Source organism: Ruminiclostridium papyrosolvens DSM 2782 (genome assembly GCF_029318685.1).
Taxonomy (GTDB): domain Bacteria; phylum Bacillota; class Clostridia; order Acetivibrionales; family DSM-1351; genus Ruminiclostridium; species Ruminiclostridium papyrosolvens.
The window spans coordinates 4467384-4490172 of sequence record NZ_CP119677.1; the positions used below are offsets into that span (position 1 = coordinate 4467384).

Genomic DNA, 22789 nt, shown 5'->3' on the forward strand with positions numbered 1-22789 from the left:
AGCAACGTATCACAATTTATATATATTATGATACACTGCTGACCTTTTACAAACCATATTGTTTTTTAACAAAATTAATTTTTGGCTTTTAGTACTTTTGTATAGTATTAAAAGCATATTTCTTATATTGCATAAATTTTGCATAAATAAAATAAAAATCCTCTGTTATATTGAATTTTTATGCATCACATTGTATAATTATAAAATAATATTCATTTTATGCATAAATTTTCATTGTCCGAAATTTTATTGTGAATATATCTATCTGTTATCTATTATATAGAAAGGATTGAATTTTTATGAAATATAAAATTTATGTAGACGGAAGCGAAGGTACTACCGGATTAAAGATAAACGAGAGACTGGAAAAAAGAGATGATATTGAAATACTTAAAATAGACCCCGAAAAACGTAAAGATATTAATGAAAGAAAAAAATACATAAACAATGCAGATATAGTTTTTCTTTGTCTGCCGGATTCCGCTGCTAAGGAGGCCGTATCCCTTACAGAAAATCCTTCTACTAAAATTATTGATGCAAGTACTGCTCACAGGACTAATTCTGACTGGGCTTACGGTTTACCTGAATTAAGCAAGGGACACCGTGAGAAGATTCAAATTTCCAAAAGAGTTGCTGTTCCTGGCTGTTATGCGACAGGATTTATCAGTATAGTTTACCCTCTTATTGCAGGCAACCTTCTTCCAAAGGATTACCCTGTTACCAGCCATGCTCTTTCCGGGTACAGCGGCGGAGGAAAAAAACTCATAGCACAGTTCGAAGCTCCCGAAGGACACAGCTTTGAGAGTCCGCAGCTCTATGCGCTGGGTCTGTCCCACAAACACATTCCTGAAATGACTGTTATCAGCGGACTTGAACAAGCTCCTATTTTTTCTCCCATAGTATGTTCTTATTTCAAGGGTATGTCTGTATGTGTTCCTTTATATAGAAAGCTTCTTTCAGGAACTCCTTCAGTTGAAAAGATTCACGCATTTATTGCTGATTATTATAGTAATGAAAAGTTTGTAAAGGTTATGCCATTGGGAACGGAAAAGGAGTTTCCCAACAGTTTTATTGGTGCTACCCGTGTCAATGATACAAACAACCTTGAAATCTACGTTACAGGAAATGAAGAGCAAATTATGCTAGTATCTGTTCTTGATAATTTGGGAAAAGGTTCTTCCGGTGCCGCTATTCAAAATATGAATATAATGTTGGGCTTTGACGAAAATACCGGACTTTAATAATTTAACGGAGGTCAATTTTATGAATTATGATAATTTGATTAAAAAAGCAGAAATATTAATTGAAGCACTTCCTTACATACAGAGACTTTATGGTAAAACCGTTGTAATAAAATACGGCGGCAATGCAATGATTAATGATGAGCTTAAAAATTCTGTAATGGAAGATATTACTCTTTTAAAATATATAGGAATGAACCCTGTTTTGGTACATGGTGGCGGGCCTGATATAAACAAGGCACTTCAGAACTACAACGTAAAGAGTGAGTTTGTAAACGGTTTAAGAGTCACAGACGCACAGACTATAGAAGTTGCTCAGATGGTGCTTGTTGGAAAAACCAACAAGCAGATTGTATCAATGCTAAACCACAAAGGCGGAAAAGCCATAGGCTTGTGCGGTATCGACGGAAAGCTCATTGAATGTGAGCAGTATAAAACTGAAATCGACGGAGAACTAAGGGACATAGGCTATGTAGGAACAATCACAAAAATTAATTCCAAGGTGCTTGAGCTTATTTCAAAAGACGAATATATACCCGTTGTAGCTCCTATAGGCGTTGGCCCTGACGGTGAGAGCTATAACATAAACGCAGATACCGTAGCAGGTGAAATTGCTGCTGCATTGAAAGCGGAGAAGCTCATGCTGCTCACAGATGTAGAAGGTGTTAAACCCTCAAAAGACAGCGAAGCAATAATTCCTGCCCTCACCATTGACGAAGTTTACGACCTTATTGATAAAAAGATTATTGCAGGAGGTATGATACCAAAGGTTTTAGGTTGTGTTGAAGCACTTGAAAAGGGCGTTGGCAGAACACATATAATTGACGGACGTATTCCCCATTGTATTCTTCTGGAAATCTTTACTTACAAGGGAATCGGAACAATGATTATGAAAGATAAGAACCTGTACCACGAAAACGAGGCCTTGTATTAATATTAATTATACAAAACCGCTTTATAGTTTTTTTATATTGCATTTGACACTTCCTGTACTGTCTTTACATAGGAAGTGTTTTAATTTATAAAGAAATTCTCATACATAAATTGGTTGCATTTTTATGCATATTAATGTATAATTATAAATTATAAATATCGCATTAATATATCGGTATGAAGGAGTGATTGTAATGAATTTAGAAAAGATACAGGAATATGATGATAAATATTACATGAATACTTTTGGTAAAAGGATACCTGTTGCCTTTAAAAAAGGTAAGGGGATACACCTATGGAGTACGGAAGATGAAAAGTACACAGACTTTTTTGCAGGAATTGCAGTTAATTCCATAGGTTACGGCCATCCGATTTTTACTGAAATGGTCAGTGAGCAATTGAATAATCTTGTGCACTGTTCAAATCTTTATTACATAGAGCCACAGGCTCAGCTTGCTAAAGAGCTGGTAGAAAACTCCTGTGCAGATAAGATATTTTTTTCCAACAGCGGTGCTGAAGCCAACGAAGGAGCAATCAAGCTTGCCAGAATTTACTTTAAAAAACAAGGTATGCCTGAAAAGTACGAAATTATAACCCTACACAAGTCCTTTCACGGAAGAACCATAACAACTCTCAGTGCTACAGGTCAGGAAAAGTATGCAAAGCCATTTGAGCCTCTTACAAAAGGTTTTAAAAAAGTTCCTCAAAACGACATAGCTGCTTTGGAAGCTGCCATTACCGAAAATACATGCGCAATTATGCTGGAGCCAGTTCAAGGTGAAAGCGGAGTATATCCATGTGACCCTGAATATATGAAAAAAGTAAGAGAATTGTGCAATGACAAAAACCTGTTGCTTATCTTTGATGAAGTTCAGACCGGCGTAGGCAGAACCGGTAAGCTGTTTGGATATCAAAACTTTGACATAGAGCCGGATATATTTACTCTGGCAAAGGCTTTGGGAGGTGGAATTCCTATAGCAGCAGTATGTGCCAAAGAATCCGTTGCAAAGGCATTTACTCCCGGCGACCACGGTTCAACCTTTGGCGGGAATCCATTAGCCTGTACGGCAGGTCTTGCAGTTATGAAAATAATGAAGGACGAAAAGCTTCCCGAAAATGCAGAGAAAATCGGCAGTTATATTAAGAATGAACTGGAAAAAATGGCTTCCGGCTCCTACTCCATAATTTCCGAAATACGGTCGGCAGGCCTTATGGTTGGCATAGAGCTTAACAAGGCCATTGCCCCGGATATCAAAAACAAAATGTTTGAAAAGAAATACCTTATTGCCAATATAGGCCAGAATATTTTGAGAATACTTCCGCCTCTAATTATTACGCAGAAGGACGCAGATGATTTTATTACAGCATTAAAAGAATCACTGGAAGAATTAAATTAATCAAATTAGCGAGTCGCTGTCAGGCTCACGGAGGTTTATATATAATGAAAGCAGTTCTATTACTTGAAGATGGTACATATTTCTCAGGAGAAGGCTTTGGAAAAAGCGGAGAAACGGCCGGAGAAATTGTTTTTAATACTTGTATGACAGGGTATCAGGAAATAACGACTGACCCTTCCTATAATGGACAAATTGTAACAATGACCTATCCGTTAATCGGTAACTATGGCTTCAATTCCATAGACAATGAATCTTACAAGCCTCATGTTCAGGGCTTTATAGTTAAGGAACTCTGCTCTACTCCCAGCAACTGGAGAAATGATATGGATGCGGATCAATATTTTGCAAAGCACAATATTGTAGGTATAAAAAGTATTGATACCAGAGCGTTGACTCAGCATATACGTAAGCACGGGAGCATGTACGGGATTATATCCACAGAATGTGGTAATCTGGATACTCTTCACAAAAACCTTGAAAACTATAAAAGTGTCCCAAGAAACCTGGTAATGGAAGTTACTTCAAAAACTCCCACCCATATTTCCGGTTCGGGTAAAAAAGTTGTCCTTCTGGATTTCGGTGTAAAAAGCAACATAATACGTTCTCTTGAAAGCAGAGACTGCGATATACACATTCTCCCAGCTTTCAGTACCTTTGATGAAATTATGGAATTTAATCCCGACGGTATTCTTCTTTCCAACGGCCCCGGCGACCCGAGGGATTTAACTGTGGCTAAAAAAACCGTTCAAAAGCTTCTGGGCTTAAAGCCAATCATGGGAATTTGCCTTGGACATCAACTTTTGGGACTCTCCTTGGGCTGCAATGTCAAAAAGCTCAAATTCGGACACCACGGCGGGAATCATCCTGTTAAGGATTACATCACCGGAAGATGCTATATAACTTCTCAGAATCACAATTACGCAATAGACAGCAGTTCCAACGAGGATATTGTGATAACACACAGAAACGTAAACGATGATACAATCGAGGGCTTCAGGCACAAAACCCTTCCTTTGATAAGTGTACAGTACCATCCTGAAGCAGCACCGGGTCCGCAGGATTCCGCATATATTTTTGATGACTTTGTAAAAATGCTGTAGTTTTTAAATTTGCAGTTAATACATTATATTACCGCATTGCGGCTCATGGAGGCGAATGGTATGCCAAGGAATATAAATATAAAAAAGGTTTTGGTAATAGGTTCAGGGCCTATCGTAATAGGTCAGGCGGCGGAGTTTGACTATTCCGGTACTCAAGCCTGCAAGTCCTTACGGGAAGAAGGTATTGAAGTTGTTCTGATTAACAGTAATCCGGCAACAATTATGACAGATACCCAATCAGCTGATAAGGTATATATTGAACCCATTACTCTGGAATTTGTTAAGAAAATCATATACAAGGAAAAGCCTGATGGAATTCTTGCTTCACTTGGCGGTCAAACAGGACTTAACATGGCTGTTGAACTGGCTGAAGACGGAATTATTGATGAGCTTAACATAGAACTTCTGGGAACTTCCCTCTCCTCTATAAAAAAGGCTGAGGACAGAGAGCTTTTCAAAGAGACAATGCAAGAAATTGACGAAAAGGTTGCCCCAAGTAAAATTGTAACAACCATGCAGGATGCTATTGATTTTGCAGAAGAAATCGGCTTCCCTATTATTATAAGGCCCGCGTATACACTGGGAGGCTCCGGTGGCGGAATTGCAAATACTATGGAGGAATTCAAATATATTTGCGGTAAAGGCCTCAAACTCAGTATGATTAGTCAGGTTCTCCTTGAACAGAGCGTTGCAGGCTGGAAGGAAATTGAATACGAGGTAATGCGTGACAGCAACGATAACTGTATTATTATATGTAATATGGAAAACTTTGATCCTGTTGGAGTACATACAGGAGACAGTATTGTTGTCGCTCCCAGCCAGACCCTGTCTGACGTTGAATATCAGATGCTGAGAACAGCTTCCATAAAGATAATAAGAGCTTTGGATATAAAGGGAGGCTGCAACATACAGTTTGCTTTAAATCCGGACAGCTTTGAGTATGTTGTTATAGAGGTAAATCCAAGAGTAAGCCGTTCAAGTGCATTGGCATCAAAGGCTACCGGATATCCAATTGCCAGAGTTACTGCAAAAATAGCTATCGGAATGACACTGGACGAAATAAAGAACTCCGTTACAAAAACCACCAGTGCGTGCTTTGAGCCGTCTTTGGACTATGTTGTAACTAAAGTCCCCCGCTGGCCTTTTGATAAGTTCGCCAATGCCGACAGAAGCCTTGGAACACAGATGAAGGCTACCGGAGAGGTTATGGCCATCGGACGTACCTTTGAGGAATCCCTGCTTAAAGCAATCGACTCTCTTGATATAAAGTTTAATTATCAGTTGGGGCTCAGCCTGTTTGACAGCATGAGCCGAGAAGACCTTGTTGAATATATAAAGCACCCCAGTGACCAGAGAATGTTTGCGATTTGCAAAGCCATACAAAAGGGCGTTTCAGCAGGTGAAATAGTCAGAATTACAAAAATTGACGACTTCTTTATAAGAAAGCTAAAAAAGATTGTAAGACTGGGAGAAGAAATAACAAATGCAGGTATTGCATGGCTTGATTATGATTTATATGCTAAGGCAAAGAAAATAGGTTTTGGTGATTCCTATATAGCCAATCTTGCCAACGTACCTCTTGAAAAAATACTTGAATTAAGACAAAAGTACCCTATCAACCCTGTTTACAAAATTGTTGATACCTGTGCAGGTGAGTTTGAAGCCGCTACTCCTTACTATTACTCAACCTATGAGGATAGAGACGATGTTGAGGTTACTACAGGTGATAAGGTTCTGGTTATAGGCTCAGGCCCAATAAGAATTGGTCAGGGTATAGAATTCGACTATTGCAGCGTACATTCCGTTGAAACCCTTAAACAAATGGGAATTGAATCAATTATTATTAATAATAATCCCGAAACTGTAAGCACGGACTTTGATACCTCCGACAAGCTGTATTTTGAACCCCTTACCAAGGAATGTGTTCTGGATATTATTGAAAAGGAAAAACCCCTTGGTGTTATTGTTCAATTCGGAGGTCAGACTGCAATAAATCTGGCCGAAACACTGCATCAGGAAGGTGTTAATATTCTCGGAACCTCAGTTCACAGTATTGATGTTGCCGAAGACAGGGATAAATTTTTAAAGCTTCTGGAATCTTTGGATATTCCTATTCCAGAAGGTAATACAGCTTTTTCCTTTCAACACTCAAAGGAGATTGCCAATAAAATAGGTTATCCCGTTCTGGTAAGGCCATCCTACGTACTTGGAGGCCGTGCCATGGAAATTGTATATAATGACAAAACTCTTGAAGAGTATATCACTATGGCTTCGGAAATTTCCTCTGAACATCCTATTCTAATTGACAAATATGTAGTTGGTAAAGAAATGGAAGTTGATGGGATATGTGACGAAAATGAAGTTCTTATTCCCGGAATCATGGAGCATATAGAACGTGCAGGAGTTCACTCAGGAGACAGTATTGCTGTTTATCCTCCGAGAAATCTTTCCCAAAAGGTAAAAGATACTATCGAGGACTATACCATTCGACTTGCCAAGGCTATGAAAGTAAAAGGTTTGTTTAATATACAATTCGTTATGGACAGCAATGAAAAAGTGTATGTAATTGAGGTTAATCCCCGTGCCAGCAGAACTGTACCTATAATGAGCAAGATAACGGGTATTCCTATGGTAGGTGTAGCCACCAAGTTAATTATGGGCAAGACACTAAAAGAATTGGGTTATAAAAACGGCCTTGCTAAAGAAACCGATTTTTATGCAGTAAAAGCACCTGTATTTTCATTTGCAAAGCTGACTACAGTTGATACGTTCCTAGGGCCGGAAATGAAGTCTACGGGTGAGGTTATGGGTGTTGACAAGGATTACTACAATGCATTGTACAAGGCTGTAGCTGCTTCAGGTACTAAAATACCCTCCGGCGGAAATGTACTCTTGTCTGTTGCGGACAGGGATAAAACCGAGTGCCGTGATATAGCCAATAAGTTGCTTGAGCTTGGATTTAAACTGTCAGCTACCAAAGGAACTTACGAGGCATTGAAGCATGCAAACCTTCCTGTTGAACTTATTGAAGAAGAAAAAGTTCTGGATTTGATTAAGGAAGATAAAATAACACTGGTAATTAATACTCCTACAAGAGGTAAAATGCCTGAAAGAAAAGGGTTTGTCTTAAGAAGAACCGCAATGGAATACAATATTCCGTGCATAACTTCTCTTGATACGACCAATGCAGTTTTAAGCATTCTGGAGCGTCTTATAGCAGACAACAAGGCAGACGTTTATGCCCTTGATGAATATTCGATATATAGAGGATAAAATCTATTTTATGGAGGTAATATTGTTATGAAACATTTATTAAGTCTTAATGATTTAAGCACTGATGAAATACATGATTTACTAAAACTATCCGAAAAGCTTAAAAGACAGACAAAGGAAGGGGTACAGCACCACCTTCTAAAGGGCAAGACCCTTGGAATGATTTTCACAAAGTCATCCACCAGAACCAGAGTTTCTTTTGAAGTAGGTATGTATCAACTGGGTGGGTACTCCCTCTTTTTAAGCTCAAATGATATACAGCTTGGCAGGGGTGAATCAATTTTTGATACTGCTAATGTTCTGTCCCGTTATATAGACGGAATTATGATAAGAACCTTCAAGCAAAGCGACGTTGAAGACCTTGCAAAGTATGGAACTATCCCGGTAATAAACGGTCTGACTGACGAAATGCATCCATGTCAGATACTTGCAGACTTGCTGACTGTTTATGAGCACAAAGGGAAACTTGAAGGTCTGAAGCTTGCATATATAGGTGACGGAAATAATGTTGCCCATTCCCTTTTGCATGGCTGTGCAAAAACCGGAATGGACATTGCAATAGCTTCTCCTAAAGGCTACGAATGTGACAGCAGATACGTGGATGAAGCAAAAGAAGCTGCAAAGGCCAGTGGTTCCAAGATAGTACTAACTCAAGACCCTGTTGAGGCAATTGCCAATGCAGACGTTGTCTATGCTGATACCTGGATAAGCATGGGTCAGGAAGAGCAAAAGGAAGAAAAACTTAATATATTCATGCCTTATCAGATTAATTCACAGTTGTTTGCTAAAGCAAAGGAAGACGCTATATTCCTTCACTGCCTGCCGGCATACAGAGGCTACGAAGTGACTGAGGACGTCATAGATGGTGCTCAATCTGTTATTTTCGATGAAGCAGAAAATCGTCTCCACGCTCAAAAGGCAGTAATGGCAACCCTGATGGGTTAAAATCAGAATGAGGGAGCAACATGAATTATTCATTTATTATCAGAAAAGCTACTATAGAAGATGCTCCTGCTATTGCAACTATTATACAGGAATCCTTTAAAAAATATATGCAGGATACAGGTTTATCTGTAATGATGGATGCTTTAACAGAAAGTATAGATACTATAGAAGCGGACATTGCTGAAAAAGAAGTTTATATAGCCCTTATTGACAATAATCCGGTAGGCACTATAAGGATTAAGATAATGCCGGATAAATCAGCATATATAAGCCGTTTTGGAGTCATGCTTGATTATCACAATATAGGTATTGGTAAATCCCTTATGAACCTTGCAGATAAGATTTTAATGCATAATGGGGTAAAAAAGGTAAGCCTGCACACTGCTTCAAAATATCGCGACCTTATTCGCTTCTATTACGGCAGAGGGTTTTACATAGAATCAACCAGTACTGACAGGGGCTACATAAGAGCCTTGTTGGTAAAAGAATATATTTAGTCTGTATATAAATTTAAGGGTGCATAAAAGTCAGAAAACTTTTATGCACCCTCTTTTGTTTATTTAATTTTTACGGACATATATTACATTTTTCAGGTTTAACTGTTATTTGTATATGCCTTAGTACTTTAAGGTCTATCTTTACAATAACCTTTTCTCTTAATTTTCTATACTGGGTAACCGGGCCTTTCTCACAAATTGGATCTTCCAGAATATCTATTTCGCAAGAATCTTCTGCACCTGCATATTCTATTTCAAAATCGTCACCGGGGCAAGCTCCGGGAACTTCTATAAAACATGCAAATGGTATATTAACTGCAACATGCCTTACATCTCCGTAATAGCTGTCGTATTTCTGATAACAGTAATAAAAATCGCTTTTACCTTCGTAAGTTTTGTAGTTTATATTCTTATGCAGAACACCGTTAATAAGAACCTTGTTTTTACATACGTGTACTATTAGGTCTCTTACCTCTTTGTGAATATCCTTGATTTCAACAGCGGGATACTGCTCTGGGAATGGAATAACACACTCCACTAAGGTTTGACAGCTGTTTCTACCAATAACCTCAGGTACTTTAATACACTTTTCACCAAATTTTTTTCCTCCGTCATAATCAAAATCTTCACCGCCACAGCACTGGCTTTTCTTACTAATTTCAAATTGTGACATTTTTTTAATCCTTTCTAAATTTTTTGTTCCTAATATATACTATTTTATGTACTATAAAAAGTTGCATTATGTAAACTGTTTTTTTACAAATTTTTTTATATTTTTTATGTTTTTTATATAGGCATACCTATAGCTTATGCATATGCAAATCCAAAATTGAACAACATATATATGAAATTACAATTTAGGAGGCTTTTTAATGTCAGACAAGGATATAAAAAACTCTTTTGAAAAAAGTGCTGAAACTATGAGGGGAGATAAAACAACCTTCGGTTCAAAGCTTACAAAAGAAGACTCAAATGATCCCAACACTCACTCGGATATTCACAATCGTATCAGTATTGATTATGACAAGATTGAAAAATCTCCTTCAATGGAGGAGGTTCACAAGTGGCAAAGAGAGCACATTAAGAAAAATGACCAGTCCAAGGAAGGTTATCCTCTTAATGTTATTATCGATCCTGCTATGCGAGAAATGTATCAGGTTGTCCACGACTCCGGAATGACCAATGTATTTGACAGGTTCAGTCAACAGCAGCCTATTCAATGTAAGTTCTGTATTGAAGGTCTTTCCTGTCAGCTCTGTGCTAACGGCCCCTGCCGTATTAATGACAAAGTACCCAGAGGAACCTGTGGTGTTGATGCACACACAATGGTAGCCAGAAACTTTATGTATCGTCATGTAACAATAGGAACTTCCGCAAATATTTTTCACTGTCATCAAGCCGCGCGAACTTTGAAAGCCGCCGGAGAACATCCTGATAGCGGACTTAAAATAAGAGACCCTGAAAAGTTAAAGAAATATGCCGATATGGCAGGTCTAAACGCAAACCAGCCTATTGATAAACTGGCAATTGAGTTTGCCACGTGGGTTATGGATGATATCCATGCTCCCTACCATATTCCCTCAAAGGCCGTAGAAGCCTTTGCTCCTGCTCAGCGCAAGGAGCTTTGGAACAAGCTGGGTTTGTTCCCCGGAGGCGGTTACAGCGAAGTTGCTTATGCTCAGACACGTTGTATGACAAACTTTACTTCAGACCCCGTTGAATTTCTTTTAAACAGCGTACGTCTTGGTGTAGCAAATGAATATCAGGGACTATTTCTCTTGGACATTATACAAGAAATCCTTATGGGAACTCAGGAAATTGCTCAAAAGAAACAGAACATGGGACTGCTGAAGGATAACATGATAAATGTTGTTACAAACGGACATATGCCATTGCTTGCTCATGTTGCAATTGACTTAGCATCAACGGATGAGTGGCAGCAAAAAGCAAAAGCAGCGGGTGCTGATGGAATTCAGATACTGGGCCATGTCTGTGAAGGTCAGCAATTGATGAACTATGAGGGAACACACAATCAGAAGGGTTACGGAGGGCAGGAAGGTGAATGGCTTTCACAGGAATATCTCCTTGCAACGGGAGTTGTTGACCTTTTCATGTTCGACTATAACTGTACTGTAGCTACAATGCCTTTGTTTGCAAAGAGATTCGGTACAAAGCTTTTAAGTACCCACCCAGTTATACAGCTTCAGGGAACAGAAACTTTGGACTTCATTCCCGAGAAGATGAACCAGCAGGCTTCAAAAGCACTGGATATGGCAATTGATGCTTTCAAGCAGCGTAAATCAGAAAACAGAAAAACCTATATTCCCCCTCATGTATCCGATTGTACAGTTGGTTTCAGTACCGAGCCAATCAGAAATGCTCTTGGAGGAAGCTTCGACCCTCTTATTGAGCAAATAGCAAACGGTAATATCAGAGGTATTGCTACCATCGTTGGATGTACCACAGCCCGGTTTGGTCAGGGTGGAAGCAATATATTCAAGATAACAAAAGGACTTATTGCCAATAATATTCTTGTTCTTTCAGGCGGATGTACTTCTTCTGTAATGGAATATACCGGGTTAACAGACCCAAAGGCTGCCGACGAATGTGGCGAGGGTTTGAAGGCTGTCTGCAAACAGCTTGGTATCCCTCCTGTACTTTCATATGGTGCTTGTGTTGATATCGGTAAAATGACTCATACCGCAAAAGAGCTTGCAGATGCCCTAAAAGTGGATACAAATAAGCTTCCGTTGGTAATCGGCGCTCCTGAATACCTTGAACAAAAGGCTGTGGCAGACGCATGTACCGCTGTAGCTCTTGGCTGGCTTGTGCATATTGCCCCGGTACCTTCCATTACCGGAAGTGATGTAGTTGTAAAAACCCTAACAGAGACAACAGAGACCCTTGGTTTAGGTAAGGTAGTTGTAGAGCTTGATGCCGAGAAAACTGTTCAAATTTATGTTGACCATATTGAAAAGAAACGTAAAGAATTGGGCTTGAACTAATACTGTGAAAACCGCTTAGCTTCATATTGAATTTAAGCGGTTTTTATTTTCATTTACTTTGAAACAACTCCCGTAAACCCTTCTCCCATAACCTCTCTCACATCAGTCAGTATCATAAAAGCATTTTTATCAATCTCATGTACAATCTCTTTCAACTGTTGAACCTGTGTCCTTGCAGCTACACACAGCAGTACATTTTTATCCTTTCCCGAATAAACTCCTCTACCCTTTAATTCGGTAACTCCCCTGTCAAGTTCTACAAGCAATCTCTGTGATATTTCGTCCTGCTTCTCTGAAATGATAAAAATAGCTCTGGCGTAGTCTACACCCTCAACAATAGCATCAATTACTTTAATAGTGATAAAAAGGCTTACAAGAGAATATAGCCCTATCAGAATACTGTTAAAGACAATAATAGCAAACATTATTATTATGGCATCTATAGCAAGGAGCATTTGCCCTATAGTCAGACTGTGAAACAACTTGTTTAAAAGTTTTGCTGCCAGTTCAGTTCCTCCAGTGGTAGCATCCATCTTCAGAACAATCCCAAGTCCGATTCCACTTAAAAAACCTCCGATTATACTATATAGCAATATATCCGGAGCCATAGAGCTGGTTGTTCCGTTAAGTAAAAGTTTTTGAGCTATATTTCCCATATATTTTTCAGTTGCATCAATGATTACTGACAAAACAACCGTTCCATACAAAGTTCTTATGAAAAATTTTCTCCCTATAAACTTGTAACCCATGAGAAAAAGGGGTACATTAATTGCAAGCATTGTAATTCCTATACTTAGCTTTCCGTTTGTCAGATAATAGAGAACTGTTGCCAGTCCGCTGAGTCCGCCGGGTGCTATCTTGTATGGAACAAGAAATATATTTATTGCTAAAGCGGTTATTCCCGCACCAAAGGTTATCAGCAAATAACTTTTAAGCGTTGACAGTACTTTTCCCATGTTTAACAACAACTCCCATCTGAATAAAGATAAAAACCCACATACATAATATATGTTTTTTTGAATTATATAAACAGTTATTTTATTTATAAGAATATTATGCAACAGGTTTTTTCAAGGTAAATTGCACAACATTGACAAATAAATATAGATAATCTAAACTTTAAAGTGTTTTTAACAAACAATGGAGGTTATTTATTTTTTATGAGGAAACTGGTTAATATAGCAGGAATTAATATAGATGATATAACTATGGAGCAGGCCGTCGAAAGAATTTATGAGTTTATTGAATCTGACCAAAATCATTCAATATATACTCCCAATGCAGAAATTATGATGGACGGAATTACAAACAAAGAGCTTAAAGAAATTCTTAATACTGCAGACATGTTGGTTGCAGATGGTGCCGGAGTAGTGCTTGCCTCAAAAATATTAGGTAAAAGCGTTGCTGAAAAGGTTTCAGGTTTTGATTTGGCTAAAAACCTCCTTATAGCTTCATCAAAAAGACCAATAAAATTCTTCCTGTTCGGTGCAAAGCCGGGAATACCCGAAAGGGCTAATGCCAATGTAATATGTGATTATCCGGGAGCCGAAATCGTGGGTACCAGAAACGGCTATTTTTCACAGGAAGATGAAAATGATATAATCAACCAGATAAACGCTTCAGGAGCCGATGTTCTGTTTGTCTGCCTTGGAGCTCCCAAACAGGAACAGTGGATTCATCAGCACAAGGATCAGCTCAAGGTTAAAGTATGTATGGGTTTAGGCGGTACAATCGATATTCTGGCCGAAAATGTAAAGCTGGCACCTGACTTTTTCAGAAACCACGGTTTAGAATGGCTCTACAGACTATATAAAGAGCCATGGCGTTTCAAAAGAATGTTAAGACTTCCAAAATTCATACTTTATGTTTTGGGTGTAAAACTTGGATTAATTAAGGTTAAATAACTAAAACCTTCTGCCAAGAATGAATTTTATTTGGCAGAAGGTTTTTTAGTTTCTTCACACAACTTACTTCATAGCCTTTCCCGTTATCTTCTCTATAGCCTTAACAGCAGCGTAATACATTTCCGAGTATTCCACATCGATTTTATTTTTGAGTTTCTTTATGAGAGTTTCGTCAATAACTCCCTGTTTGCAGGCTTCATCATAATACTTTTTATTTGTAACCTTCTTTCCTGCCACATCCAGAAGTATCTGCGCAAGCTTATCCTTTGTTAAAGGTTCATTCTTTAAATACACTCTGAGAGCGGTATCAAAATCATAGTTATACTTATCAGGTGCTGTTCTTACTACTCCGTTTAATATAATATATGCAAAGTCCTGACTTTTAGCCTTCTTGTTAAATTTGAGGTCATTTGTTATCCCTGCACTGAGCAAACCTGCATTAAGCAACTTTTCAGCATAGGGATAACTCCAGTCAGAAGTAAGGCTTGTTAAGTCCTCTTTTATATCCGACATAAATATTCCCTTTTTACGCAATACCTTTTCTACTTCAGTCTGAGTGTCCAGATTGTAATCCTCAACTATATGAGGAATATCTATTTTCTTTGAAATACTGTAGGCGGAGATTATCCCTGCGGCATACCCCATACCTGATTTACTGGAATTTGAATTTATGGCACTTTGCACCAGAGACGAACAGGAGATTTTATCCCCCGTCATAAGAACATTGGTTAAACCTTGGGGAATTATTGAGCGCAGCGGAATATAAAATATCTTTGGATTGCAGATAATATAACCGTTTCCGTCCTCCATAGTCATTGTCACAGGTCTTGATGCAGTACTGATTCTGTCACTGAATCTCTTACCTGTAAGTATATCTCCAAGTGTTAAGTTATATAGTCCTTTGAAATGATATGCCGATGGTCTGATAAACTGTGTCGCTATGCTTAATCCCCCGGAATTTTTAAAGGGCTCCAGATTTAGCTTCAAATACTGAAACAAGTCCATACATTCTTTTGAAGCAATATTATAGTACTCCTTAATCATCTTTTCATTTTGCAAATCAATATTTTTAACGGTAATTCCTTCAATAAGAACCTTGTTGTTGCCTTGGTCTGTTATATTAAACCCTGAAAGGGATACGTTTGAATTACTGATATTATATTGTTTCAAAAGGCTGCTGATAAGCATTTTCTGCTCATTTATTAATTTCTCAACCTGTTTGTAATCAACTCCGGATACCATGAAATTCAGATATACCGGGGGAAACAGATTTTTTATTCCAATATCGGTATAGCCCGAACTATACGGTACATTACCCTTTTTAAGTATTTCTCCCTCTTTTGTAGCATCTATGTACTTTTTAGCAGTTATAGTTCTTTTTCCATTGGGTGTATTAACCTCTATTTTCTGAACCTCACCGCCTTGGATTTCCATTTCATTAATCCGGGAATCATAAATTACATCCAGACGTTTTTCCTTTGAAACCATTTCCTTGATGGTTTTTAAATAATTACCTATGTTTAAAGCCTCTCCTGATTTGTACCTGATCTCCTTGAATATGTCTGAGCTGACGTTGATTCCCGTTGGAGTAACATCAGGTGACCAGCTTGTGTCATAGGAACCTCCCAGCTGACTCCCAAGCTCCTTATCTGAGCATATCAAAAGGGTTTTTGCACCAACATCCGTTGCCCCCAATGCCGCACTGATTGCATCAATACCATCACCTATAACTGCTATATCATAATTATCCGAACCCTTGTCGCTTCCCAAATTATCGAGAGTAACATCTTCTCCGGCTTCAAAATAATAGTCTTTTTTAAAAATCATTGGCCGGATTGCGAAGAAAAAAACTACTATTGCAATTGTCAGAACTAACACGACCCTGACCAGAATATCAATCCTCTTATCCAGTTTGGTTGTTGGCTTGGTTTTCTTTTTCATTTAGTCATTATCCTCTTTCCGGTTATCTTATTTTTATACAAAAAAAGAAGCTATATATATTATCGACTATAAGCTTCTTTTTCTTAATAATTGTATTTAATATGTAATTTTCACATTATTTTATTGTATATGTACCCTTTATCATTATATCTGCAGGTGCATTTGCCTTAATACCTCTTCCGTCAGCTTTTGGTACAAGCAGAAGCTGATTGTCGGGAATTATCTCACCATTTTTGATGTCTCTTCCTGATATCAGGTTTGAAACTCCTCCTGTTGCTGTGGAAGATACATAAGCAACAACTTTGTTTTTTGTCCTGACAATAATTTCACAGCTGTCACCGCCAACAAGGGTCTGCCCGGTCTGAAGTTTGATAATTTTAAAAGTCATACTGGCTTTCAAATCAGCAAGTTCTTTTTCAAGCTCAACTACCTTTTTTTGGGCATCGTTTGTCTGTATGAGAGTTTTTAATTCAGTCTCCAAAGCATCTATGTAGGTTTTGTCATACAGAACAGGGGAACTGCTTGTGGAAGTTGGCGTTGCAGCAGCCATAACAGCAGGAGCAATATGTAGCAATGCGAATGCGCCAATCAGTATTAGAGTAATAATTACATACTCTTTTTTTATTCTTTTAAACAATCCTCTCATAAAATACCTCTCTTTCGTATATTAATGTCTATATTTCAGAAAGTCCGAAGCTAACCTCCAGAGCATTGTTGACTTTTGTCATCAGGTCATCATCAAGGTGCCCTATTTTTTCTCTTAATCTCTTCTTGTCAATAGTTCTTATCTGTTCAAGAAGAATGACGGAATCTTTTGCAAGACCGTATTCAAGAGCACCTATTTCAATATGGGTCGGCAACTTAGCTTTATTTATTTGAGAAGTAATTGCAGCAGCAATTACTGTAGGGCTGTATTTATTGCCAACATCGTTCTGTACAATTAAAACCGGCCTTACGCCGCCCTGTTCTGAGCCAATAACCGGGCTCAGATCAGCGTAATAAATGTCTCCTCTTTTAATTACCACGTTTCCTCCATCTCCCCAAGCCGTTCCTCATACTTGCATTGCTGCTCGTTGTCAGCTGCAAGGCAAACCTCCGCCAGCTTAAGATTTATTTCAGCCATTTCTTCGTAGCCAAGCTTCATTTCTTCCCTCAAACGAATTTTACGTCTTTCCCTCAAATAAAGTATCATTGCTTCTCTGACAAGTTCACTTCTATTGGTTTTTTCGACGTTAACCATGTTATCTATTTCCTCAAGTAAATTATCCGGAATACTGACCATTATCTTTTTATATTGAGACAATTTAAACCCCCACTCTCTACTTTAACCCTCTATATTATTCTATGTGGTTCAAAGAAGATAATTATAGTTTATGTTATCATATAGTAATATTATAATATTCCGACATGTGCGAGGTCAAATTAAGTTTTTATTACCAAATCCTCCAAAACCGCTTATATCAAATAATTCAGGATTTTCGATATCTTTCCATCTTTGACAAAAGCCCTTGGAATTCTTTTACCAACTATACAAACCAATTCATAATTAATCATGCCAATTGTTTGGGCAACATCCTCTGCTGTAATATTATTTTGTCCCTGAGCACCAATTAGTACTACCTCATCCCCAACCTCCACATTACTTCCAATATCAGTTATATCCACCATACATTGGTCCATACATACCCTTCCCACTACGGGAGCAAACTCACCGTTAATTAGCACTTTTCCCTTATTGCTTAGCATACGGTTGAATCCGTCAGCGTAGCCGATAGGTATTGTAGCAATTTTTGAGGTTCTTCCGGTTGTAAATATCCTGCCGTAGCTTATGGAGGTGTTTTTTTCGACTTCTTTTACCATAATTACATTTGCCTTAAGAGTCATAGCCGGTTTTAAATCTATCTTTGCCTTATTTACATCATCCGAAGGGTACATGCCGTAAAGTATTATCCCCGGCCTGACCATATCAAGATGCATTTCAGGGTATTCAATGATTGCTGCACTGTTTGCACAGTGCTTAACCGGAATATGTATTCCTATTCTCTGAAGCTCACAGCAAATGCTCATAAACCTTTCAAACTGAGTATTGGTGTATTCCCTGTTTTTTTCATCGGCAGTAGCAAAATGTGTAAACAGCCCTTCAATTATGATATTGGGGAGACGGCTTATTTCAACAACGTTTTTTACCGCACTGTACCCCGGCAGAAATCCTATTCTGGACATTCCGGTGTCAATCTTTATGTGGATTTTTACCTTTTTGCCCTGCCTCACTGCTTCATCGGATAATGCCTGCGCCAAATCATGACTGAATACCGACTGTGTAACATCATTTTCTATTATTTCGTTTGCCCGTCTGGGGTCAGTATATCCAAGAATAAGTATAGGAACCTCTATACCTTCTCTCCTTAACTGTATTGCCTCATCCAGCATTGATACTGCAAACCGTGATGCCCCGTTCTCAAGTAGGGTTTTTGCCACCTCCATTACTCCGTGCCCATAAGCATCTGCCTTGACTACTCCCATTATCTCAGCATTCTTGCCGGTAATTCTCCTTATTTCTCTAATATTGTGCGCAATATTATCAAGGCTTATTTCAGCCCATGCCCTATTTAGTTTATATTCCATTTCTTTTGCCCCCACAAAACTTTATCTTTATGTCTTTTATTATCTTTTAGTATATCCAAATAATGTTTTTTGAAAACATGTAATCAATTAAATTGTTTCAATTATGGCAGCGGGTATATTTTCTACTATATCCATTGCGTTAAGTCCGTATTCACCTTTACAGCGTGCAGCTATATCTCCTGCCAGTCCGTGGAGATACACTCCTGCAACAGCAGCGTATACTGCAGTTGCTCCCTGTCCCACCAAGGACGCAATTATTCCCGTGAGAGAATCCCCGCTTCCGGCGGTAGCCATACCCGCATTTCCCGTAGAATTAATATATACATGTCCTTTTTTATCTGCAATAACCGTTCTTGCACCCTTTAGTACAACAGTAACACCCCATAGTGCTGCAAACTTTTTTGCTACTTCTGTGCGATTATCCTGTATATAGGAAATATCAAGTCCTGTAAGCCTTGACATCTCGCCGGGATGAGGAGTTACAACAACCTGATTCTTGAATGCTCCAAACATTTCCGTATTTTGTGCAATTATATTCAAAGCATCGGCATCGAGAACTACAGGTAAATCAGATGTCTCTGCAAGCCTTTTTATTATATTATATAACCCTTTTTCAGAAGAAAGACCAGGGCCTATAGCCGCCACATCACACTTTCTTAATAATTCAGTTATTTCATTAAGACTTTTTTCGCTGATTATATCTATGCTGTCAGTAAGGTTTACCGCTACTGCTTCGGGTACAACCGTTTGGCAAACATTTATAAGCTTTGACGGAACTGCCATATATACAAGGCCTGAACCTGTACGAAGAGAAGCCTTGGCAGTTAGACAGCCTGAGCCCGCCATTCCTGTTGAGCCTGAAACGACTGCAACCTTGCCGCAATTGCCCTTATTATATTCTGCTTTTCTGGATGGAATCAAAGATCTGACAACTTCCCGGTCAACCCATGTTGTTGTCTCCGGTATATACTCAACCGCCTGACGCGGCATACCAATGCTTTCCACTATCAGTTCACCCGTATAGTCCGCCCCGGGATATACCAACTGTCCTATTTTGGGACATTGAAAGGTAACGGTTTTATCTGCCTTTATACACGCCTCTGAGGTTCTGCCCGTAGCTGAATCAATGCCGGAGGCAATATCTATGGAAATAGTATGACGGGAGTATCTGTTTACGGCATCTGCAACCTGCCTAATTATTCCTTGAATTTCTCCTCTGAAGCCCGTTCCGAAAATACCGTCCAATACCAGCTCTGCTTTCTCAATATCTGAGCAAAGCTCTTCTTTTGTGGCGTTGACACCTAAGTATTTGACGGGTACACCTACGGTCTCCATTATCTCGAAATTCAACTTTGCATCACCTGTCAAAACTTCCTTTCCAAACAGGCAATACAATTCTATTTTTTTGCCCTGTATAAAGAGGTGCCTTGCTGCCGCAAAAGCATCTCCGGCATTATTTCCTTTTCCTGCTATTATTACTGCATGTATTGGTAAAGGATGTTCCTTTTCCAGATATAAATTTACATGTTCTACTACTTTCAAAGCAGCATTTTCCATAAGTACAATACCGGGTATCCCAATATTATCAATGCAGTACTTATCTATCATTCCCATTTCTTTTCCGGTAACAGCCTTCAAACTTAATCACCTGCTTTTTTCCTATTTGCTGAAATAAATTTCATCCAGTTTCTGTAATTCATCTTTTCCAAGTAAATCATGGAAATATGAATATGTATCAGAGTAATCTTCTGCCAGAAGCTCCCTTTCCTCAATCATTTTCTTGAGCTTTTCTTTCGCTTCCGCGATCTCCTTGTCAAGTTCTGAAACCCTTAACTGATTTTCTCTTATTGAAAAGTACACCAGCTTAACAGTGTACTCCAGAAGCTGTAGATTTTCCTCCCTGATTTCCTTCGGAATATCCAGAAGCCTTTCTTCATTTTCTTCCATTTTCTTATTTATAGCTACTATGGATTTTTCACATTCCTGCATTTTAGTATGTGCTTCCTTGTTATTTTTGTCAAAAACCTCTGTTGTAAGCCTAATAATACTGTCCATACATTCTTTCTTTTTTATGGAAATATCCTTGGTTTCTGTGATTAATCGGGATTGTTCTTTTAAAAGCTCCTTTATACGATTTTCACATTCTGTTATATCATTAGTTTTTTCCATATTTTTAAAAAGCCCGTTCCACCTTTCATCCAGTGTAAGCAACGAAATATCGTTTTTGAAAAGGACCTTTAAGTCAAAACCGTGAGCTTTGTTCTTTTTATTAAAAATGTTCCACATTTTAAGCCTCCCGCAGCATTAAGCTTTATCCCCTAATAACAATGACACACATTTATTAATTATACATCAACAGTCAATTGAAAGGATTAGTTTAGTATATTTATATATCGGTATAAATAGGAAAATATTTCACTTTTTAATATTTATTAATTTAATGTAAACATCCTATACCGTAGTCCCTTAAAATTTGACATTGAAAAATGGAAATGTTAAACTATTGTAGTGTCAAAATATTGTCAATACTCGTTTTTGGAGTATTTTTACATTAACTTTTGATGTTCATTTTTTAAACAATAAGGGAAGTGATTGTCATTAACAATAAGAAAAAAATATGTATTATCGGTCTTGGTTATATCGGTCTTCCAACTGCCGCTATGTTCGCAACACACGGGCATAATATTGTAGGAGTTGACGTAAAAAAAGAAGTTGTTGATTCACTTAACCAGGGAAGGATAATCATCGAGGAACCATATCTGGACATTATGGTACAGGCAGCTGTCACATCAGGGAATTTGAGAGCACAGCTCACTCCTGAGGAAGCTGATGTATTTATTATATCGGTACCGACACCAATTAATGCTGACAAGACAGCAGATATGAGGTTTGTACGTTCGGCAACCGAATCTATTGTGCCTTATCTTCGTGAAGGCTGCGTTGTAATATTGGAATCCACCTCACCGCCGGGAACTGTTGAAGGCTTGATGCTCCCTATTTTGAAGGAATCAGGTCTTGAAATAGGAACCCAGCTTTTGGTTGCACACTCTCCGGAGCGTGTATTACCGGGTAAAATTCTGGTTGAGCTTGTAGAAAACAATAGAATTGTAGGAGGAATAAATGCGGCTTCCAGTGAAGCTGTACGTGATCTTTACAGAACTTTTGTTAAGGGGGAAATATTCCTTACCGACGCTACAACCGCTGAAATGTGCAAGCTAATGGAAAACACCTTCAGAGATGTTAATATTGCTTTGGCTAACGAGCTTGCAAAGCTTTGCGAAAAGATGGGTATAAATGCATGGGATGTTATTAAGTATTCAAACAAGCACCCGAGAGTTAATCTTCACCAACCCGGTCCGGGTGTTGGAGGACACTGTCTTGCAGTTGACCCTTGGTTTATTGTTGAAAAGGAACCTGACCTTGCAAAGATAATCAAACTCAGCAGAACCACCAACGACAGTATGCCTCATCACGTATACAATCGCTCAAAGAGTATTCTTTCAGAGGTTGACGGAATTAAAAAGGTAATAATCCTTGGTGCTACCTACAAGCCAAATATTGACGACATGCGTGAGAGCCCGGTTATGGAACTGGTTGAGCTGTTTGAACAGGATTCAGACTTTGATGTTTGTATTTATGATCCTCATATAGCTTCACATAAGCTCATATGCAATGACCTTGAAGAAGCTGTAAGCGGAGGGCATCTGGTTATACTTGGTGTTAACCATGATGAATTTGCTAAAATCAACTTTTCCAAGCTGCAGCCGCTGATGGCACAAGCCAACATATTTGATACAAGAAATTTCTATGACAGAGCGGCGTTGATAGCTGCGGGCTTCAATGCTTATCTTCTTGGAGCATAAAAACAACAGACTGCCCTTCGGTTTTTAGTCTCCGGAGGGCTTTTCTTGAATTTGAAAGGATTCTC

19 protein-coding genes are annotated in these 22789 nt (G+C 38.5%); 10 read left to right on the top strand and 9 right to left on the bottom strand.

What is annotated here, in order from left to right; genetic code table 11:
- Positions 1–299 precede the first annotated feature (299 nt).
- The 7 genes from argC (at position 300) to P0092_RS19805 (ending at position 9386) form a co-directional block, all read left to right on the top strand.
- Positions 300–1241 carry an N-acetyl-gamma-glutamyl-phosphate reductase gene (gene argC, locus P0092_RS19775; RefSeq protein ID WP_004621458.1) on the top strand — a complete coding sequence of 314 codons (942 nt, stop codon included), beginning with the start codon at positions 300–302 and terminating at the stop codon, positions 1239–1241.
- 22 nt (positions 1242–1263) lie between these two features.
- The gene (argB, locus tag P0092_RS19780) at positions 1264–2175 is read left to right on the top strand and encodes an acetylglutamate kinase (RefSeq protein ID WP_004621456.1); all 912 of its coding nucleotides are present in this window, start codon (positions 1264–1266) and stop codon (positions 2173–2175) included.
- A 193-nt stretch (positions 2176–2368) separates the two neighbouring features.
- Positions 2369–3571 carry an aspartate aminotransferase family protein gene (locus P0092_RS19785; RefSeq protein ID WP_004621455.1) on the top strand — a complete coding sequence of 401 codons (1203 nt, stop codon included), beginning with the start codon at positions 2369–2371 and terminating at the stop codon, positions 3569–3571.
- A gap of 44 nt (positions 3572–3615) precedes the next feature.
- Entirely contained in the window at positions 3616–4671 is a 1056-nt protein-coding gene (gene carA / locus P0092_RS19790) for a glutamine-hydrolyzing carbamoyl-phosphate synthase small subunit (RefSeq protein ID WP_004621453.1), read from the top strand.
- 60 nt (positions 4672–4731) lie between these two features.
- On the top strand, positions 4732–7944 hold the full coding sequence (gene carB, locus P0092_RS19795; protein ID WP_004621451.1) for a carbamoyl-phosphate synthase (glutamine-hydrolyzing) large subunit: 3213 nt from the start codon (positions 4732–4734) through the stop codon (positions 7942–7944).
- A gap of 27 nt (positions 7945–7971) precedes the next feature.
- The gene (gene argF / locus P0092_RS19800; RefSeq protein WP_004621449.1) at positions 7972–8889 is read left to right on the top strand and encodes an ornithine carbamoyltransferase; all 918 of its coding nucleotides are present in this window, start codon (positions 7972–7974) and stop codon (positions 8887–8889) included.
- Between the two features lie 20 nt (positions 8890–8909).
- The gene (locus P0092_RS19805; protein WP_004621447.1) at positions 8910–9386 is read left to right on the top strand and encodes a GNAT family N-acetyltransferase; all 477 of its coding nucleotides are present in this window, start codon (positions 8910–8912) and stop codon (positions 9384–9386) included.
- Between the two features lie 70 nt (positions 9387–9456).
- Here the strand turns inward: P0092_RS19805 and P0092_RS19810 are convergent, their stop codons facing one another.
- Positions 9457–10059, bottom strand: a complete 603-nt coding sequence (locus P0092_RS19810) for a DUF3794 domain-containing protein (protein WP_004621445.1) — start codon at positions 10057–10059, stop codon at positions 9457–9459.
- A gap of 199 nt (positions 10060–10258) precedes the next feature.
- On the opposite strand from P0092_RS19810, the gene cooS reads away from it, so the two are divergent.
- Positions 10259–12391, top strand: a complete 2133-nt coding sequence (gene cooS, locus P0092_RS19815) for an anaerobic carbon-monoxide dehydrogenase catalytic subunit (protein WP_004621444.1) — start codon at positions 10259–10261, stop codon at positions 12389–12391.
- A gap of 53 nt (positions 12392–12444) precedes the next feature.
- Here the strand turns inward: cooS and P0092_RS19820 are convergent, their stop codons facing one another.
- On the bottom strand, positions 12445–13347 hold the full coding sequence (locus P0092_RS19820) for a YitT family protein (protein ID WP_004621440.1): 903 nt from the start codon (positions 13345–13347) through the stop codon (positions 12445–12447).
- Positions 13348–13551: 204 nt separating this feature from the next.
- Here P0092_RS19820 and P0092_RS19825 point away from each other — a divergent pair, with 204 nt between their 5' ends.
- Complete coding sequence (locus P0092_RS19825) at positions 13552–14295, top strand: WecB/TagA/CpsF family glycosyltransferase (RefSeq protein WP_004621439.1); 744 nt, start codon at positions 13552–13554, stop codon at positions 14293–14295.
- 63 nt (positions 14296–14358) lie between these two features.
- Here the strand turns inward: P0092_RS19825 and P0092_RS19830 are convergent, their stop codons facing one another.
- The 7 genes from P0092_RS19830 to P0092_RS19860 all read right to left on the bottom strand — a co-directional run bounded on the left by P0092_RS19830 (position 14359) and on the right by P0092_RS19860 (position 21147).
- A complete protein-coding gene (locus tag P0092_RS19830) occupies positions 14359–16236 on the bottom strand; it encodes an FAD-dependent oxidoreductase (protein ID WP_004621437.1) in 1878 nt (625 codons plus the stop codon).
- Between the two features lie 115 nt (positions 16237–16351).
- Complete coding sequence (locus P0092_RS19835; RefSeq protein ID WP_004621435.1) at positions 16352–16882, bottom strand: hypothetical protein; 531 nt, start codon at positions 16880–16882, stop codon at positions 16352–16354.
- A 28-nt stretch (positions 16883–16910) separates the two neighbouring features.
- Positions 16911–17261, bottom strand: a complete 351-nt coding sequence (locus P0092_RS19840; RefSeq protein WP_004621433.1) for a type II toxin-antitoxin system PemK/MazF family toxin — start codon at positions 17259–17261, stop codon at positions 16911–16913.
- Positions 17255–17539, bottom strand: coding sequence for a CopG family ribbon-helix-helix protein (locus P0092_RS19845; RefSeq protein WP_004621432.1), 285 nt, complete (start codon positions 17537–17539; stop codon positions 17255–17257). The genes P0092_RS19840 and P0092_RS19845 overlap by 7 nt, the downstream gene beginning before the upstream one ends.
- Positions 17540–17691: 152 nt before the next feature.
- Positions 17692–18861, bottom strand: a complete 1170-nt coding sequence (alr, locus tag P0092_RS19850; protein WP_004621430.1) for an alanine racemase — start codon at positions 18859–18861, stop codon at positions 17692–17694.
- A gap of 87 nt (positions 18862–18948) precedes the next feature.
- A complete protein-coding gene (locus P0092_RS19855; RefSeq protein ID WP_004621429.1) occupies positions 18949–20499 on the bottom strand; it encodes a bifunctional ADP-dependent NAD(P)H-hydrate dehydratase/NAD(P)H-hydrate epimerase in 1551 nt (516 codons plus the stop codon).
- A 21-nt stretch (positions 20500–20520) separates the two neighbouring features.
- Complete coding sequence (locus P0092_RS19860; protein WP_004621426.1) at positions 20521–21147, bottom strand: hypothetical protein; 627 nt, start codon at positions 21145–21147, stop codon at positions 20521–20523.
- A 302-nt stretch (positions 21148–21449) separates the two neighbouring features.
- Here P0092_RS19860 and P0092_RS19865 point away from each other — a divergent pair, with 302 nt between their 5' ends.
- A complete protein-coding gene (locus P0092_RS19865; protein WP_004621425.1) occupies positions 21450–22724 on the top strand; it encodes a nucleotide sugar dehydrogenase in 1275 nt (424 codons plus the stop codon).
- Positions 22725–22789: the final 65 nt, after the last annotated feature.

Coding starts and splice junctions, on each gene's coding strand:
- argC (WP_004621458.1), top strand. CDS start 300: ATGAAATATAAAATTTATGTAGACGGAAGCGAAGGTACTACCGGATTA.
- argB (WP_004621456.1), top strand. CDS start 1,264: ATGAATTATGATAATTTGATTAAAAAAGCAGAAATATTAATTGAAGCA.
- P0092_RS19785 (WP_004621455.1), top strand. CDS start 2,369: ATGAATTTAGAAAAGATACAGGAATATGATGATAAATATTACATGAAT.
- carA (WP_004621453.1), top strand. CDS start 3,616: ATGAAAGCAGTTCTATTACTTGAAGATGGTACATATTTCTCAGGAGAA.
- carB (WP_004621451.1), top strand. CDS start 4,732: ATGCCAAGGAATATAAATATAAAAAAGGTTTTGGTAATAGGTTCAGGG.
- argF (WP_004621449.1), top strand. CDS start 7,972: ATGAAACATTTATTAAGTCTTAATGATTTAAGCACTGATGAAATACAT.
- P0092_RS19805 (WP_004621447.1), top strand. CDS start 8,910: ATGAATTATTCATTTATTATCAGAAAAGCTACTATAGAAGATGCTCCT.
- P0092_RS19810 (WP_004621445.1), bottom strand. CDS start 10,059: ATGTCACAATTTGAAATTAGTAAGAAAAGCCAGTGCTGTGGCGGTGAA.
- cooS (WP_004621444.1), top strand. CDS start 10,259: ATGTCAGACAAGGATATAAAAAACTCTTTTGAAAAAAGTGCTGAAACT.
- P0092_RS19820 (WP_004621440.1), bottom strand. CDS start 13,347: ATGGGAAAAGTACTGTCAACGCTTAAAAGTTATTTGCTGATAACCTTT.
- P0092_RS19825 (WP_004621439.1), top strand. CDS start 13,552: ATGAGGAAACTGGTTAATATAGCAGGAATTAATATAGATGATATAACT.
- P0092_RS19830 (WP_004621437.1), bottom strand. CDS start 16,236: ATGAAAAAGAAAACCAAGCCAACAACCAAACTGGATAAGAGGATTGAT.
- P0092_RS19835 (WP_004621435.1), bottom strand. CDS start 16,882: ATGAGAGGATTGTTTAAAAGAATAAAAAAAGAGTATGTAATTATTACT.
- alr (WP_004621430.1), bottom strand. CDS start 18,861: ATGGAATATAAACTAAATAGGGCATGGGCTGAAATAAGCCTTGATAAT.
- P0092_RS19860 (WP_004621426.1), bottom strand. CDS start 21,147: ATGTGGAACATTTTTAATAAAAAGAACAAAGCTCACGGTTTTGACTTA.